The 15,553-nt window shown below is 50.7% G+C and carries 12 protein-coding genes; 7 read left to right on the plus strand and 5 right to left on the minus strand.

The window, feature by feature from the left end; all coding sequences use genetic code 11:
- Positions 1 to 177: 177 nt before the first annotated feature.
- Positions 178 to 1,590 carry a pyruvate kinase PykF gene (gene pykF, locus NCTC9997_RS09220; RefSeq protein ID WP_039044867.1) on the plus strand — a complete coding sequence of 471 codons (1,413 nt, stop codon included), beginning with the start codon at positions 178 to 180 and terminating at the stop codon, positions 1,588 to 1,590.
- A gap of 119 nt (positions 1,591 to 1,709) precedes the next feature.
- Here the strand turns inward: pykF and NCTC9997_RS09225 are convergent, their stop codons facing one another.
- Entirely contained in the window at positions 1,710 to 2,096 is a 387-nt protein-coding gene (locus NCTC9997_RS09225) for a hypothetical protein (RefSeq protein WP_010863926.1), read from the minus strand.
- A 472-nt stretch (positions 2,097 to 2,568) separates the two neighbouring features.
- Here NCTC9997_RS09225 and NCTC9997_RS09230 point away from each other — a divergent pair, with 472 nt between their 5' ends.
- Positions 2,569 to 3,903: an NCS2 family permease gene (locus tag NCTC9997_RS09230; RefSeq protein ID WP_036769848.1), complete on the plus strand. Its 1,335-nt coding sequence runs from the start codon at positions 2,569 to 2,571 to the stop codon at positions 3,901 to 3,903.
- A gap of 122 nt (positions 3,904 to 4,025) precedes the next feature.
- Here NCTC9997_RS09230 and NCTC9997_RS09235 read toward each other — a convergent pair whose 3' ends face one another.
- Positions 4,026 to 4,283: a YoaH family protein gene (locus NCTC9997_RS09235; protein ID WP_064977921.1), complete on the minus strand. Its 258-nt coding sequence runs from the start codon at positions 4,281 to 4,283 to the stop codon at positions 4,026 to 4,028.
- Positions 4,284 to 4,444: 161 nt separating this feature from the next.
- Entirely contained in the window at positions 4,445 to 5,959 is a 1,515-nt protein-coding gene (locus tag NCTC9997_RS09240) for a fumarate hydratase (protein WP_064977922.1), read from the minus strand.
- A 203-nt stretch (positions 5,960 to 6,162) separates the two neighbouring features.
- Between NCTC9997_RS09240 and pabB the strand changes: the two genes are divergently transcribed.
- The 4 genes from pabB to NCTC9997_RS09260 all read left to right on the plus strand — a co-directional run bounded on the left by pabB (position 6,163) and on the right by NCTC9997_RS09260 (position 11,276).
- On the plus strand, positions 6,163 to 7,716 hold the full coding sequence (gene pabB, locus NCTC9997_RS09245) for an aminodeoxychorismate synthase component 1 (protein ID WP_064977923.1): 1,554 nt from the start codon (positions 6,163 to 6,165) through the stop codon (positions 7,714 to 7,716).
- Positions 7,682 to 8,254, plus strand: a complete 573-nt coding sequence (locus tag NCTC9997_RS09250; protein ID WP_064977924.1) for a CoA pyrophosphatase — start codon at positions 7,682 to 7,684, stop codon at positions 8,252 to 8,254. Before pabB ends, NCTC9997_RS09250 begins: the two co-directional genes overlap by 35 nt.
- Positions 8,255 to 8,454: 200 nt before the next feature.
- Positions 8,455 to 9,729 carry an HAAAP family serine/threonine permease gene (locus NCTC9997_RS09255; RefSeq protein WP_039044871.1) on the plus strand — a complete coding sequence of 425 codons (1,275 nt, stop codon included), beginning with the start codon at positions 8,455 to 8,457 and terminating at the stop codon, positions 9,727 to 9,729.
- A 179-nt stretch (positions 9,730 to 9,908) separates the two neighbouring features.
- Entirely contained in the window at positions 9,909 to 11,276 is a 1,368-nt protein-coding gene (locus tag NCTC9997_RS09260; protein WP_010863933.1) for an L-serine ammonia-lyase, read from the plus strand.
- Between the two features lie 120 nt (positions 11,277 to 11,396).
- On the opposite strand, the gene NCTC9997_RS09265 is transcribed toward NCTC9997_RS09260, so the two are convergent.
- Positions 11,397 to 12,632 (minus strand): methyltransferase, encoded by a 1,236-nt coding sequence (locus NCTC9997_RS09265; RefSeq protein WP_064977925.1) that lies wholly within the window; start codon positions 12,630 to 12,632, stop codon positions 11,397 to 11,399.
- 393 nt (positions 12,633 to 13,025) lie between these two features.
- Positions 13,026 to 14,000 carry an HTH-type transcriptional regulator CysB gene (gene cysB, locus NCTC9997_RS09270; protein WP_010863935.1) on the minus strand — a complete coding sequence of 325 codons (975 nt, stop codon included), beginning with the start codon at positions 13,998 to 14,000 and terminating at the stop codon, positions 13,026 to 13,028.
- A gap of 291 nt (positions 14,001 to 14,291) precedes the next feature.
- Here cysB and NCTC9997_RS09275 point away from each other — a divergent pair, with 291 nt between their 5' ends.
- A complete protein-coding gene (locus NCTC9997_RS09275; protein WP_010863936.1) occupies positions 14,292 to 15,053 on the plus strand; it encodes a hypothetical protein in 762 nt (253 codons plus the stop codon).
- Positions 15,054 to 15,553 lie beyond the last annotated feature (500 nt).

Genomic DNA, 15,553 nt, shown 5'->3' on the forward strand with positions numbered 1-15,553 from the left:
TCTCTATTGTTCTTTTTTCCCGCTGTCAGGAATCACTTCTGGCTCTATTCAAGAAGTGTTCACATTCTTATGGCGATATAGCGTTATCAATCTGTTCTGTTAGCCGTCTGCATTTTCTGAGCACAGTGCAGATTGGTAACCCGAATCCATTCATTACTAGTCGCAGATAATTTGATCATGAAAAAAACTAAGATCGTTTGTACCATCGGCCCGAAAACCGAATCCAAAGAGATGCTGGGTAAGCTGCTGGATGCAGGCATGAATGTCATGCGCCTGAACTTCTCTCACGGTGACTATGAAGAGCATGGTAACCGTATCCGCAATCTGCGTGCAGTAATGGCAGAAACCGGCAAGCGTGCCGCTATCCTGCTGGACACCAAAGGTCCGGAAATCCGTACCATCAAACTGGAAGGCGGTAACGACGTTTCTCTGGTTGCCGGCCAAACCTTCACCTTCACCACTGACAAATCTGTCATCGGTAACAAAGACCGCGTAGCGGTAACTTACGAAGGTTTCGCTGCTGACCTGAAAGAAGGCGATACCGTTCTGGTTGACGACGGTCTGATCGGCATGAAAGTGACTGCGGTAACCGACAAAGAAGTTATCTGTACCGTTCTGAACAACGGCGATCTGGGCGAGAACAAAGGCGTTAACCTGCCAGGCGTTTCCATCCAGCTGCCAGCTCTGGCTGAAAAAGACAAGCGTGACCTGGTCTTCGGCTGCGAGCAAGGCGTAGACTTCGTTGCGGCTTCCTTCATCCGTAAGCGTGACGACGTACTGGCTATCCGTGAGCACCTGAAAGCACACGGCGGCGAGAAGATTCAGATCATCTCCAAGATCGAAAACCAAGAAGGTCTGGACAACTTCGACGAAATTCTGGAAGCCTCTGACGGCATCATGGTTGCACGTGGCGACCTGGGTGTTGAGATCCCAGTTGAAGAAGTTATCTTCGCGCAGAAGATGATGATCCAAAAATGTAACCGCGCACGTAAAGTGGTTATCACCGCGACTCAGATGCTGGATTCTATGATCAAGAACCCACGTCCAACTCGCGCAGAAGCGGGTGACGTTGCTAACGCCATCCTGGACGGTACCGATGCCGTTATGCTGTCTGGTGAGAGCGCCAAAGGTAAATACCCTCTGGAAGCAGTTACCATCATGGCGACCATCTGTGAGCGTACTGACCGTGTAATGCCAAGCAACCTGTCTGCTTCTAACGATAGCGCCAAGCTGCGTATCACCGAAGCCGTATGTAAAGGTGCGGTTGAGACTGCAGAAAAACTGCAAGCGCCACTGATCGTAGTTGCTACCGAAGGTGGTAAGTCAGCGAAGTCTGTTCGTAAGTACTTCCCACAGGCCAACATTCTGGCGCTGACCACTAACGAGAAAACTGCTCAGCAGCTGATCCTGAGCAAAGGCATCACTCCAATGGTAGTTCCAGTTATCGCGTCTACCGATGACTTCTACCGTCTGGGCAAAGAAGCCGCGATGGCTTCTGGTCTGGGTGAGAAAGGTGATGTGGTTGTTATGGTTTCCGGCGCGCTGGTACCAAGCGGCACAACTAACACTGCCTCTGTACACGTACTGTAATCCAGTATTGATACAGTGTGTACGCAGTTAAGACGTACACAACAAAAAAGCATGCCTCACGGCATGCTTTTTTTATAGGCGGACAACTCAACGTGCCGCGTAGAATAAACGCTTCGCTATTACGCTTTATCGCGATGACGATACTCTTGCGCCAAGCTCAGCGGGATGATGAACAGGCTCACGCCCGGGTAACGGCTGCTACCGTCTTCGTGCTCAAACTTATGCACCACATCCAGATACCGTGGGTTATTTTCATCCACCGGCACATCAATAAACAGCTCGCCCAGATACGGCACATCCGCATCGTTATCCGGCCATAAATCAAAACATTCACGGTAACCGATACCTTGTTGATCAAACCATGCCAGCGCCTTGTTACGCACCGCGCAGGTTGCGTAATCAAACTCATCGAGCTCAGATTCTTCTGGACGGAAAAACGTAACCATCAGCACATCTGACTGACGTTGGCGGGCAATCGCATCAATGGTGGTCCACTGTTCTGACATTTTGATTCCTGTTCTACGTAAAAAAATCTCCTGCTCATTGTGGATGCTCAGGCTGCTGATGTACATCTCGATTGTTTGGATTTTAAAACTGCCGCACACTCGTGCAATGCCCGATGAGCACAGATGGCCGCCAGATAAGTGTCAGCCTGCCAAATAACTGTTTCATCGCCTCACCACGCCGTGTATCCCCCTATCCGCACGCCATTAGCAAACATGTCGAGCAAGAGCTGCAAAATTTGCAAGATAGCTCACACTGCCATAGAGGCCGAGCGTTGCATATGCATGAAATTTATTACGCGGAGCAGGCACAAGCAAAAGATCTGGTATCAAACTATGTCACATCACATTTTTATGTAAAAATACGCAGAGTGTGATGCCTCTCACTGTCTGTCACTTCCCCCTCGGCGACGGCCACACCGCTTTTCGGAGAACAGAGCGCATACTTTTCTCTTATTTAAATTAAGACTGAGCAATGAATACTCACGTAGATACTGCAAGAAAAGATGGCTTGCTGGAAAAGTTTTTTCAGCTAAAAGCACACGGCACCAATCCTCAAAAGGAACTGGTCGCAGGAATAACCACCTTCCTGACCATGGTTTACATCATCTTCGTAAACCCGCAAATCCTCTCCAGTGCCGGTATGGATACCCAAGCTGTTTTCGTTACCACCTGTCTGATTGCTGCCTTGGGTAGTATCCTGATGGGGATATTTGCCAACCTGCCAATTGCACTGGCACCGGCCATGGGCCTGAATGCCTTCTTCGCCTACGTGGTGGTTGTAGGTATGGGTTACTCATGGCAAATCGGCATGGGCACCATTTTCTGGGGTGCGGTGGGCCTGTTATTGCTGACCATTTTCCGCGTCCGTTACTGGTTGATATCGAATATTCCAATGAGTCTGCGCATTGGTATCACCAGTGGTATCGGCCTGCTGATTGCCCTGCTCGGCCTGCATAATGCCGGGATCGTGGTGGCGAACCCTGCCACCATGGTCGCCGTGGGGGATCTGACCTCCATCCCGTGCGTACTGGGTGCCTTGGGCTTCTTCCTGATTGTTATCCTTGCTGCCCGTGGCGTTTATTCTGCGGTGCTGATCTCTATGGTGGTGACCACCACGTTGGGGATCTTGTTCGGTGATGTCAAATTCCAAGGTCTGGTTGCTCTGCCGCCAAGTATCGCGCCAGTATTTGGTCAGCTAGAGCTGGCAAAATCACTGGATATTGGTCTGGCCGGCATTATCTTCTCGTTCATGCTGGTTAACCTGTTTGACTCTTCCGGCACACTGATTGGCGTGACCAATAAAGCCGGTTTGACCGACGAAAAAGGCCGTTTCCCACGCATGCAACAAGCGCTGTATGTGGACAGTATCAGCTCCGTCAGTGGTGCTTTCATGGGCACGTCATCCGTGACTGCCTTCATCGAAAGCTCTTCAGGGGTTTCCGTGGGTGGCCGCACTGGTTTAACCGCGATCGTAACGGGTCTGCTGTTCCTGATGGCGATTTTCTTCTCGCCTCTGGCGGCGATGGTTCCGGCCTATGCCGCTTCCGGTGCGCTAATTTATGTGGGCGTGCTGATGACCGCCGATTTGGCGAAGGTGAAGTGGAGCGATCTGACTGAAGCGGCGCCAACGTTCATCACCACCATCATGATGCCGTTTAGCTTCTCGATCACCGAAGGTATTGCGACTGGCTTTATCTCCTACTGCGTACTGAAAGTGGGTACCGGTCGCTGGCGTGAACTGAACCCGTGCGTTGTGGCAGTTGCTGCCCTGTTCTTGATCAAATTTATTTGGGTCGATGCGCACTGATTGCAGCCAAATGATTTGATACCAAGAGATAAAAAAACCGGTGCTCGTCACCGGTTTTTTTATTGTCCTACACTGTTTGCCCAACAAAGGCTGACTCTCGGTGGAACACGACACGCATCAACTCAATAGCCGTGCTCGTCGTCTTCATCCGCATCATCGCGGTCGTCGTCGGCACGCTCATCCCATGCGTCGTGCTCTTCATCTTGTTCATCATCTTCAAACAGAACGCGTGTACTTTCCCCCTGACGACTGGCACGGATCTCGGCTGCAACCTGCGCAATCGCCTGTCCGCTGGATAATCCCTGAGCCATCAGCTCATGGATCCGCTCTGCCGCTTGCTGTTGTTCACTGTGGCTCAGCGCCGGCATATCTGCAAACATGATCTCTCCTCGCAATAGCGTTTGGTGTCACAACTGCGGCTGATTATAGGGGAAGTGGCGCAAAATACGATAAGCGCGATAAGAAAGAACACCAACAAAAAAGGCGCCGCTGCGCCTTTTTATTCATCATAGTGAACAACATGCCAAATATTGACGCCGTATCAGGCATTCATTTCAGCAATTTTCACTTTCCAGATATCCGGACCAATCTGGTGCACATTCGCACCGGTACTGTCGACTGCGACTGTAACTGGCATATCTTTCACATCAAATTCGTAGATGGCTTCCATCCCCAGATCGCCAAACGCTACCACGCGGGATTTCTTGATGGCTTTGGCCACCAGATAAGCAGCCCCACCCACAGCCATCAGATAGACAGCTTTATGCTTTTTGATGCTCTCGATAGCCGCCGGACCACGCTCAGACTTACCAATCATACCGATCAGACCGGTTTCACCCAGCATCATCTCGGTAAATTTGTCCATGCGGGTAGAGGTTGTCGGGCCAGCTGGGCCCACCACCTCATCACGTACTGGATCGACAGGGCCCACGTAGTAGATAAAGCGGTTGTTGAAATCCACGCCATCCGGCAAGCCTTGGCCGCTACGCAGCATGTCTTGAATGCGCTTGTGCGCCGCATCACGACCGGTGAGCATCTTGCCCGACAACAAAATGGTTTCGCCCACTTTCCAGCTCTGGATCTCTTCTTTAGTGATGGTATCCAGATTCACGCGACGCACGCTATCACCGGTTTCCCAGCTGATATCAGGCCACTCATCCAGTGATGGTGGAACCAGCTCCGCTGGACCATTACCATCCAACGTAAAGTGGATATGGCGAGTGGCTGCACAGTTCGGGATCATCACCACCGGCTTAGACGCCGCGTGCGTTGGCGCGGTTTTAATTTTCACATCCAGCACAGTCGTCAGACCGCCAAGGCCCTGAGCACCAATACCGAGTTTGTTGACGCGCTGGTAAATATCCAGACGCAGCTTTTCTTCTGCGGTTTGCGGGCCACGCTCAATCAGCTCTTGAATATCGCAGCTTTCCATCAAGGCTTCTTTGGCCATCACCGCTGCTTTTTCAGCCGTACCGCCGATCCCAATGCCCAGCATGCCTGGTGGACACCAGCCCGCGCCCATGCTTGGCAGGGTTTTCTCCACCCACTCAGCAATGTCATCGGAAGGGTTCAGCATGACCATCTTGGTTTTGTTTTCCGAGCCGCCGCCCTTAGCTGCAATCAGTACTTCAACTTTGTCACCCGGCACCATCTCGACATGTACCACCGCAGGGGTGTTGTCTTTGGTATTTTTACGCGCTCCGGCTGGATCGGCCACCACGGACGCCCGCAAGGTATTGTCAGGGCAGGTATAAGCGCGGCGGGTACCCTCATCAATCATTTCCTGTACGGTCATGTCAGAATCCCACTGCACCTGCATGCCGATTTTGACAAAACAGGTCACGATACCGGTATCCTGACAGATAGGCCGTTTACCCTCTGCACACATCCGCGAGTTAATCAGAATCTGGGCAATCGCATCCTTGGCGGCCGGATTCAGCTCTTTGTTGTAAGCGTTTTCCATCGCTTTAATAAAATCGAGCGGATGATAATAAGAAATGTACTGTAATGCGTCCGCGACACTGTCAATGAGGTCATCTTTGCGGATGATGGTCATTCGGTCGATCCTCTTGTCGTTTTAGGCTTCCAAAGTAAGCAGGGGTCATTGATAAGAATTTTTAGATTTAGAAGTAGAGTAGAAAGAGAGAACAACATCCTTATCGAATCCATCCCCTACAGCGTGAAGCTATGATACTCTTCCGAATATGACGTGACTATGTCCTGCCTCACACGCCAATTAACCTACATCACAAAACTGAGATGTTTATAAATAACAATAGCTTTCCCTCGTGTCTGGCTCTCGAATATCAGCACGATGCGTTACATAACCATTTCCGCAGCGTTGCGCATTTGCCATGGGCCATGTTACTGAGCTCAGGCCATGCTACGCATCCACACAGCCGCTACGATATTTTGGTGGCCGAGCCGCTGGCTACGTTGTGCACTACCGGTGAGCACACTTGCATTACACAAGGTGAGGTGCAAACCACACATCAAGATGACCCACTGGCTTTATTGGCGCAGACACAAGCGGCGTTGCTGCCAAACTTACCGGCGCATCCTACCCTGCCGTTTTTAGGCGGCGCTCTGGGCCTGTTTGGCTATGATTTGGGGCGACGTTTTGAACAGCTACCAGAACATGCGGTCAGCGATATCAGTGTGCCGGATATGGCGGTGGGCATTTATGACTGGGCCTTAATTGCCGATCATCAGCAACAAACCCTGACGCTACTGAGCCACGGCGATATTTATGCGCGCTGGCATTGGCTGTTAGCCGCACAAAAAAGCTATGCCGACCGTGCAGCAGAAGAGATGCCGTTTACGCTGACCAGCGAGTGGCAAGCCAACATGAGCGCCGAGGAATACCGGCAAAAATTTGATCAGGTACAAGCCTATTTACATGCAGGTGATTGCTATCAGGTCAATCTGGCGCAGCGTTTTTCTGCCGACTATCAAGGTAGCGAATGGCAAGCGTTTGAGCGACTAAATGCCAGTAACCAAGCGCCTTTTTCGGCTTTCTTGCGTTTACCGCAAGGCAGCATTCTGAGCGTTTCGCCGGAGCGTTTTCTGGCCGTTGAACAGCAACAGGTCACCACTCGGCCAATTAAAGGCACCCGCCCACGGCATAGCGATCCGATTTCTGATCGTGCTGAGGCCGCCGCGCTGACCATGTCGGAAAAAGATCGTGCTGAGAATCTGATGATCGTCGATCTGATGCGTAATGATATCGGGCGCGTCGCGGTGCCCGGCAGCGTCAGCGTGCCAGAGTTGTTCATCGTAGAAAGTTTCCCTGCGGTGCACCATTTGGTCAGCACCGTGCAAGCGAGCTTGCCAGATACCTGTAGCAATACGGATTTGCTACGCGCCTGCTTCCCCGGCGGCTCAATTACCGGAGCGCCGAAAATTCGCTCGATGCAAATCATCGATGAGTTAGAGCCACAGCGGCGTAACGCCTATTGCGGCAGCATCGGCTATTTAAGCTGTTGCGGCCGGATGGATACCAGTATCACCATCCGCACCCTGATTGCGGCGCAGGGGCGTCTGCACTGTTGGGCCGGCGGCGGTCTGGTCGCTGACAGCCAGTGGGAGTCGGAATACCAAGAAACGCGGGATAAAGTCGCTAAGATTTTACCGATTCTGAGTGCGACTCCCTGTGAGCCCAGCGAGTCGAGCGCGATGGCGTCCAAGGCACAAGACGAATCGCAGACGGCGCATGAATCGGCACCGCAAGACAACACTTGCACACTGCACGGCGATAACAGCGGTGATGAGTCACGCCATGACGCACATACCGAGCCTCAGCAGCCTGCATAGCCGCTTTAACCTGACCCTGCCCGCTACGCATCCGACGATGCCGTGGCGGGGAGGCGCACAGGCGGCGGTGCTCATCCCGTTGGTTAATCGACCGGAGCCAACGCTTCTACTCACACAGCGGGCGCTGCATCTGCGCCATCATCCTGGACAAATCGCCTTTCCCGGCGGTCGTGCAGAAGCCCAAGACCACTCGCCAATTTGTACGGCGCTGCGCGAAGCACAAGAAGAAACCGGTTTGCCACCGGCCAATGCCGAAATCTGGGGATGCCTACCCGCACTGAGTACGGTCAGTGGTTATCAGGTGACGCCGGTGGTGGCACTGATCGAGCCGCCGTTTACGTTATCGGCTGATCATAATGAAGTTGCAGGCATCTTCGAGATCCCCCTCGCCGCCCTCATGAATCCCCACCACTATCAGGCGCTACGTTTTTGGCGCAAGCATAAACTGCACACCGTTTATGCGATCTCTGTTCAAAAAAAGTTCATTTGGGGCGCTACTGCCGCTATAATGCGCAACCTCATGCTACAGATTGCATAAGAAATCCGTTTTTTCCTTCGCCCAACCACTAGTTGTAGTTACGCAATCGGATACATAGTGATAAGAATCACACTAATTCATAAGACTATTCGGTCAGATCACAGAATGTGCGTGACGCCATATCTTTGACGATATAACTCTCTATACTCCCGCGCCAACTGACAAACAATATAGTTTTATCCTGCAAAGGTGGTAGCCAGATGAAATCAGACGTAAGCATCAATACAGCAGCAAACGCTGCCAGTATTCCCTGGAGTAAGCAAGACACCACATGGGTGCTGAGCCTGTTTGGTACCGCCGTAGGTGCCGGTATTTTGTTCCTGCCAATCAACGCCGGTATGGGTGGTTTTTGGCCGCTGGTCGTTATGGCGCTGATCGTAGGCCCAATGACTTTCCTGGCTCACCGTGGTATGTGCCGCTTTGTTCTGTCTTCTTCTAAGCCAGGCAGCGACATCACTGAAGTAGTAGAAGAGCACTTCGGTAAAACCGCAGGTAAACTGATCACTCTGCTGTACTTCTTTGCTATCTACCCAATCGTGCTGATTTACGGCGTAGGTATCACTAACACCGTGGATTCTTTCATGGTGAACCAGCTGGGCATGGAATCTCTGCCACGCGGCGTACTGTCTATCATCCTGATTCTGGGCATGATGTCTGTTATGATCGCCGGCGAACGCCTGATGCTGAAAGTAACTGAATTCTTGGTATACCCACTGGTTGGTATCCTTGCTTTCCTGTCCATCTACCTGATTCCGGACTGGAACACCTCGATGATCAGCGCGCCGTTGCCATCATTTGCTAGCTTCGGTTCAACTCTGTGGCTGACCATCCCAGTACTGATTTTTGCATTCAACCACTCGCCTGCTATCTCTGCCTTCTCTATGGCACAGGAGCGTTCTTACGGTAAAAATGCAGAACAACGTGCAAGCCAAATCCTGAAGCGCACTTCTATGATGCTGCTGGGCTTCGTAATGTTCTTCGTATTCAGCTGTGTACTGAGCCTGAGCCCAGCCGATCTGGCTGCTGCTAAGCAGCAGAACATCGCTGTTCTGTCTTACCTGGCTAACAAGCACGAAAGTCCATTTATCTCTTACTTAGGCCCATTGATTGCCTTCGTTGCTATCGTAAGTTCTTTCTTCGGCCACTACTTAGGTGCCCGTGAAGGTCTGAATGGCTTAATTATTAAGCAAATGCGTGCAAATGGTAAAACTCCTGATGTTAAGAAGATTGACCGTTTCACTGTAGTGTTTATGATTGCAACCCTGTGGATTGTTGCCACCATCAACCCAAGCATCCTGGGTATGATTGAGTCACTGGGCGGCCCGATTATTGCCATGATCCTGTTCATCATGCCAATGTATGCCATCCGTAAAGTACCTGCGATGCAGAAGTACCGTAGTGACAAGCTGAGCAATGCATTCGTAGTTCTGATGGGTTCTGTAGCGATTTCTGCGATTGTCTTCAGCCTCATCTGATTACTGAAAAAGACAAAACATCCATGGATGGAGGGGAGCTGGGTTACCGGCTCCCCTTTGTGGTTTGTAGATAACCACAGCAAGAAATTTTAGAAACTCACCTTTAATGCAGGATAATCTGCGTTAATAATTAAACCTGATTGACCAATTCGGCCGCAGGCCTGATTGAGGAGAACACCGTGATTAGCGTATTCGACATGTACAAAATCGGCATCGGCCCTTCCAGTTCGCACACCGTCGGACCGATGAAAGCCGGTAAACAATTCGTCGATGAGTTGGTAACCATGGGACGTCTCAAGGATGTGACTCGCATTGCCGTCGATGTGTACGGTTCGCTGTCCCTGACCGGTAAAGGTCACCATACTGATATCGCCATCATTATGGGTCTGGCGGGTAACATGCCAGATACGGTGGATATTGATTCTATCCCTGGCTTTATCAAAAACGTGGAAGCTAGCGAGCGTCTGCTGCTGGCTAAAGGCGCGCACGAGGTGGAATTCCCACGCGAAGGCGGCATGAATTTCCACAGCACTAACTTAGAGCTGCATGAAAATGGCATGCAAATCCATGCGTTTGCCGGTGACCAACTGGTACTGAGCAAGACCTACTTCTCTATCGGCGGCGGCTTCATCGTTGATGAAGAGCATTTCGGTAAAGCAGAAACTTCTTCTGTGGTAATGCCATACCCGTTCCAGCATGCTGCTGATCTGCTAGCGCATTGCCATGCGACCGGTCTGTCACTGTCTGGCCTGGTACTGAAAAACGAGCTGGCCATGCACAGCATGGAAGAGATCACTACGTACTTCAACGCTATCTGGAAAACCATGCATGACTGCATGGAGCGCGGCCTGAATACTGAAGGCTACCTGCCAGGTCCACTGCGTGTACCTCGCCGTGCGTCAGCCCTGCACCGCCTGCTGTCTACTTCTGACAAGCTGTCTAGCGATCCAATGAACGTGGTTGACTGGGTAAACATGTTCGCCCTGGCAGTGAGCGAAGAAAACGCCGCCGGTGGCCGTGTGGTAACCGCCCCAACCAACGGTGCATGTGGGATCATCCCTGCGGTACTGGCTTACTACAACCACTTCATCAAGCCAGTCACTGAAGAAGATTGCCGTCGTTACTTCCTGACTTCAGGTGTAATTGGTGCGCTGTACAAGATGAACGCTTCTATCTCTGGTGCCGAAGTTGGCTGTCAGGGCGAAGTGGGCGTGGCTTGTTCTATGGCCGCAGCTGGTCTGGCTGAGCTTCTGGGCGGCTCACCAGAGCAAGTGTGTGTAGCAGCCGAAATCGGTATGGAGCACAACTTGGGTCTGACCTGTGACCCAGTTGCCGGTCAGGTGCAAGTACCGTGCATCGAGCGTAACGCAATTGCTTCCATGAAAGCGATCAACGCAGCGCGTATGGCGATGCGCCGTAGCAGCGAGCCACGTGTATCTCTGGATAAAGTTATCGAAACCATGCTGGAAACCGGTAAGGACATGAACGCCAAATACCGTGAAACTTCCCGTGGTGGTCTGGCCATCAAAGTGGTTCACTGCGACTGATTTTCAGCGCTCAGTGCATCTCACTGACCAGTTATGCTCATAAAAAACCGGTGCCTAGCACCGGTTTTTTTATCTCTGCTTTATTAACTTTATTAACTCAATTAACTCTATTAACTATGCTTATTCATGAGTCCGGCTATTCACGATGAGCGAATCGCGCACGCAAGCATGCGGTGCTCGGCGCGCATGAATCATCACATTACGCGGCGTTAAGTGGCGTTCGCAAAACGTCCCCAAATGCACCTGATAACCATGCTCTTGCAGATACAATGCCCGATCCAGCACCAACCAGATCTCCAGTGGCCGCCGGAAAAGATGACGTACTAATTCGGTACGACTCACACACAGATAACGCTGTTCGCCGATGGCTTCCCAATGCGACCAATCCACTTGCTGCGGTAATGTGACACCACGCTTATCGGCAGCCCAATTACAAAAAGCTGCAAAGCCCTCGCCGAGCAGCGCTTTCGGCAGATTCGGTAGATTTAAGTACTCATCCACACCACGCACCATGCGCTGCAAAGCATCGAATCCTAACCGGTAGCTCACTTCCAAGCGGCGTAAACGGCGGATACGCTCACCGCCAGTCACCGATTCTTGCAAGCTCAGGCGCAAATCATGGCGACTTAGCTGCAGTGTTGACTGATTGGCCACCTGCGACATCGGCTGATAGTGGTCGGCACTGATTTTATGATAACAACACGGAGAGATCGTCATTGCCTCACAGGCAGCATGGATACCGTGGCGCAGCAACTGCATGTGTAGCTCGCCACAGGCATGGAGTCCCACCGCATGCAGTTCTGGACGGAAAAAGCGCTGCGCTGTCGGACAAAGTGCATCTTGCTGATGCAAAATCAGGCTAATCCCTTCGGCCTGCGCCAGCTGCGTACCGCTTGCGCACAACTCCGCTTGTAACTCGATGCCTTCCACCGGTTGCGTGGTATGTCGTGCCAGTGTGCGCGCCAAATGCCCCTTCCCTGCACACCACTCTAAGAGCGGCAACGGGTACGAGGGCAATACGGCAATGAAATCGTGGATCTGTTGCTGCTTGCGCTCTGATAACCTGGGCGCGGAACGCGCAGTCAGTTGCTGCTGCGCCGCCAATGCCGGCAGCACGCACAACGCCTCCAGCTCAGAGGCTGCAGGAATATGAGGCTGTAAAAAAGCACTGAGCGCAGCACTATCTGCATCAAGCCGGTCGATATCATCGAGGGTCAGCGCGTCTAACGCCGCCTGCAGTGCCGGAGCCTTATCGGCAAAATAGGCCGACGTATAGTGAAAAGGGGAAAACTGCCAGAACTCGCGTAACTGCCCTAGCAAGGTGTCTAACCTGTCAAACCGCTCATGCAACGTCATGGCCGAAGATTCGTATCCGCACAAAAGAATTTGCAAGAATGCGCAGTGAAATCTCATGTTCACCCGCGTCAAATACTAAAAGAAGGTATTCAAGGCTGATGCTATTCACGGCGCTGTGATGGAAAACGCGCGTATCTTAGTCGCTCGTTATCGGCTCGCCAATGACTATTTCACGCGACTGCTCTCTCACTCCGCACATAGCCTGATAACCGAGTAACAATGCGCACAAATCAACAATTGTCAGTAAGCAAAAATGAGCGTCAATGCGCGGAGGAGCCTAAGACAAAAGACAAAAATAAGACGTGAAGTTGGGATAAGAAAACGCCAACGCACAAGCGCCTATGACAGGCCACCTGTGCGTGCGTATTAGACGTGCGGTTTAGTGCTCGGTTCCTAGCGCACCGGCAGTTTGATATCTTCAAACATCTCTTCGATTTCTTCATTCGAGCGTAATGAAATCGCAGTATTAACCAGATCCTTGGTCAGGTGAGGAGCAAAACGCTGCATGAAATCGTACATATAGGTACGCAAGAAGGTGCCTTTACGGAACCCAATTTTAGTGGTGCTAGCATCGAAGATATGGCTCGCATCAATGGCGATCAGATCTTTATCCAGCGCGGGATCTACCGCCATCGAGGCAATGACACCGACCCCAATGCCTAAACGGACATAGGTTTTAATCACATCCGCATCGGTCGCGGTAAACACAATACGCGGCGTCAACCCAGCACGATTAAAAGCTGAGTCCAGCTCAGAGCGGCCCGTAAAACCAAAGATGTAAGTGACAAGCGGATACGCCGCCAGATCATGGATGGTAATTTGCGATTTATGCGCCAGTGGATGGTTCGGCGACACCACAATCGAACGATTCCAGTGATAGCATGGCAACATCACCAGATCGTGATACAGATGCAACGCTTCAGTGGCAATCGCGAAATCTGCCGCGCCTTTGGCCACCGCTTCAGAAATCTGCGCTGGCGTGCCCTGATGCATGTGCAAAGAGACTTTCGGATAGCGCTCGATAAACGCTTTAATCACTTTCGGCAGCGCATAGCGTGCTTGGGTATGAGTAGTGGAAATGTTGAGCGTTCCTCGCTCAGGATGAGTATGTTCACCCGCCACTGACTTGATACTTTCCACCTTGGCCAGAATATCGCGCGCAATACGGATAATGTCGCGTCCAGCAGGTGTTATCTGCGTCAGGTGTTTACCACTGCGCTCAAAAATCTGGATGCCCAGTTCGTCTTCCAACATCCGAACTTGTTTGCTGATCCCCGGCTGTGAGGTGTACAGCCCTTCTGCCGTAGAAGAGACATTCAGATTGTGGTTAACCACTTCTACAATATATCGAAGCTGTTGTAATTTCATAGCCAACTCAACCGTTATTCCTTTAACTCTATTGGCATTATTGCCGATACAACCTTTGCAAGTATGCCCAGTTCCCAACAGCGCATACTCTTGACATACAGTTTATTAATAAAAGCAAAAAATTGCCATGCGAATAGCGCATAAGCCTATACCAGATTTTGAGAATCTGATTTATCGCTTGTTTTTCTGTATGCATGTACAAGAATAGAAACACAACCACTATCATGAAATCCCATGATAGTGTATCTTTGACAGAGTTTTTACTAAAATTACAGATTCAGAGCACCGTCTATGAACTTAATGCTGTTTTTCGTCTTGCTTGGTGTTCTTTTACTCCTCGTTATTGGCTATAACGTTATTGTGCAAAACCGAGCAAGAATTGAACACGAAAAGAAAATTGAGTCACAAAAATTAAAAGCAATCATTGATGAGACAGACCAACTGCTCTCCCAAATCAATATCATTCCCTTCAGTAAAGACCTGCTACTTTGCTTGCAGGTTCGCAGTTTTACCGCCATTAAAGGCCTCGCTGCACTGGACAATAAGAATGCCGATTTGGCCCAACAAGTGATTGCCACGCAAAGTCAGATCGAACAATCAAAACAATCCTTTAAAGGTCAAGACTTAAGCAGCTTCACGCAACCAGAAAACGATAAGCAAGCGCTGGCATTACTTAAACTTATCCGTCGTCTGCGTGCCGTGATCCGCGCTGAGCATGGCTATGGCCGCATGGAAACGCGCTCATTTATCACGGAAAACCAGCGCTTAGAGCGTCTGCAGTTGATGATTAACATCGACAATCTGTACAAGCGCGCCCGTGAAGCCTTAACGGCCAATCAGTGGTCTAATGCCAAACAACTGCTGACTAAAGGTCTCAATGCACTGGCGAAATATGAAGATGATTACGCCGAGAAAATGACTTCGCGAATGCTGGCTGATATCGAAGAAATTAATCGTCATCAGAACGAAATAAAGAATAAGCTGGATAAACAAAACCGTCAGAAAGAAACCGATGAGTTAGATATATTGTTCCAGCCGAAGAAAAAATGGTAATTAGCGAATCGTAGTAGGGATATTTGCTACATAAGGATAAATTATCCGCACAGCAATCTATAAAGAGTCAGAATAATAACGCCATAATGACAATAATCTGACTTCCCTCACGACCTGTAATGTATTTTGTAAATTACCTCATCATTTAAAAAGCCGCTTTGCGGCTTTTTGCTTTCTTATTCCCACGTACACTGCCATCCCTGTATTCACGTATCCCAAGCGAGCATCGCGTGCAATCTGGCATTAACGCCTGCCGGTATATCACAGAAGATATTCTTATTGCCGCAATGAGGTTGTGTGCACAGGATTAGGCGAGTCATTGCATGGGAGAGAGTTATCGTGTTAAGCAAGTCTAGTGCCACGCGACCTCGTAAGGCTATAACACGCAGCTACACTGACCACCTTATGACATCATCCATGTACGAACCCACGGCCTCACACTCAATAGAAACCATAGAAACTAGAAGCCATAAAAACAACAATGGCCGGAAAACCGGCCA

Origin of the sequence: Plesiomonas shigelloides (assembly GCF_900087055.1) — a bacterium.
In the GTDB taxonomy this organism is placed as follows: Bacteria; Pseudomonadota; Gammaproteobacteria; order Enterobacterales; family CAMTGL01; genus Plesiomonas; species Plesiomonas shigelloides.

Coding starts and splice junctions, on each gene's coding strand:
- pykF (WP_039044867.1), top strand. CDS start 178: ATGAAAAAAACTAAGATCGTTTGTACCATCGGCCCGAAAACCGAATCC.
- NCTC9997_RS09225 (WP_010863926.1), bottom strand. CDS start 2,096: ATGTCAGAACAGTGGACCACCATTGATGCGATTGCCCGCCAACGTCAG.
- NCTC9997_RS09230 (WP_036769848.1), top strand. CDS start 2,569: ATGAATACTCACGTAGATACTGCAAGAAAAGATGGCTTGCTGGAAAAG.
- NCTC9997_RS09235 (WP_064977921.1), bottom strand. CDS start 4,283: ATGTTTGCAGATATGCCGGCGCTGAGCCACAGTGAACAACAGCAAGCG.
- NCTC9997_RS09240 (WP_064977922.1), bottom strand. CDS start 5,959: ATGACCATCATCCGCAAAGATGACCTCATTGACAGTGTCGCGGACGCA.
- pabB (WP_064977923.1), top strand. CDS start 6,163: ATGTTTATAAATAACAATAGCTTTCCCTCGTGTCTGGCTCTCGAATAT.
- NCTC9997_RS09250 (WP_064977924.1), top strand. CDS start 7,682: ATGACGCACATACCGAGCCTCAGCAGCCTGCATAGCCGCTTTAACCTG.
- NCTC9997_RS09255 (WP_039044871.1), top strand. CDS start 8,455: ATGAAATCAGACGTAAGCATCAATACAGCAGCAAACGCTGCCAGTATT.
- NCTC9997_RS09265 (WP_064977925.1), bottom strand. CDS start 12,632: ATGACGTTGCATGAGCGGTTTGACAGGTTAGACACCTTGCTAGGGCAG.
- cysB (WP_010863935.1), bottom strand. CDS start 14,000: ATGAAATTACAACAGCTTCGATATATTGTAGAAGTGGTTAACCACAAT.
- NCTC9997_RS09275 (WP_010863936.1), top strand. CDS start 14,292: ATGAACTTAATGCTGTTTTTCGTCTTGCTTGGTGTTCTTTTACTCCTC.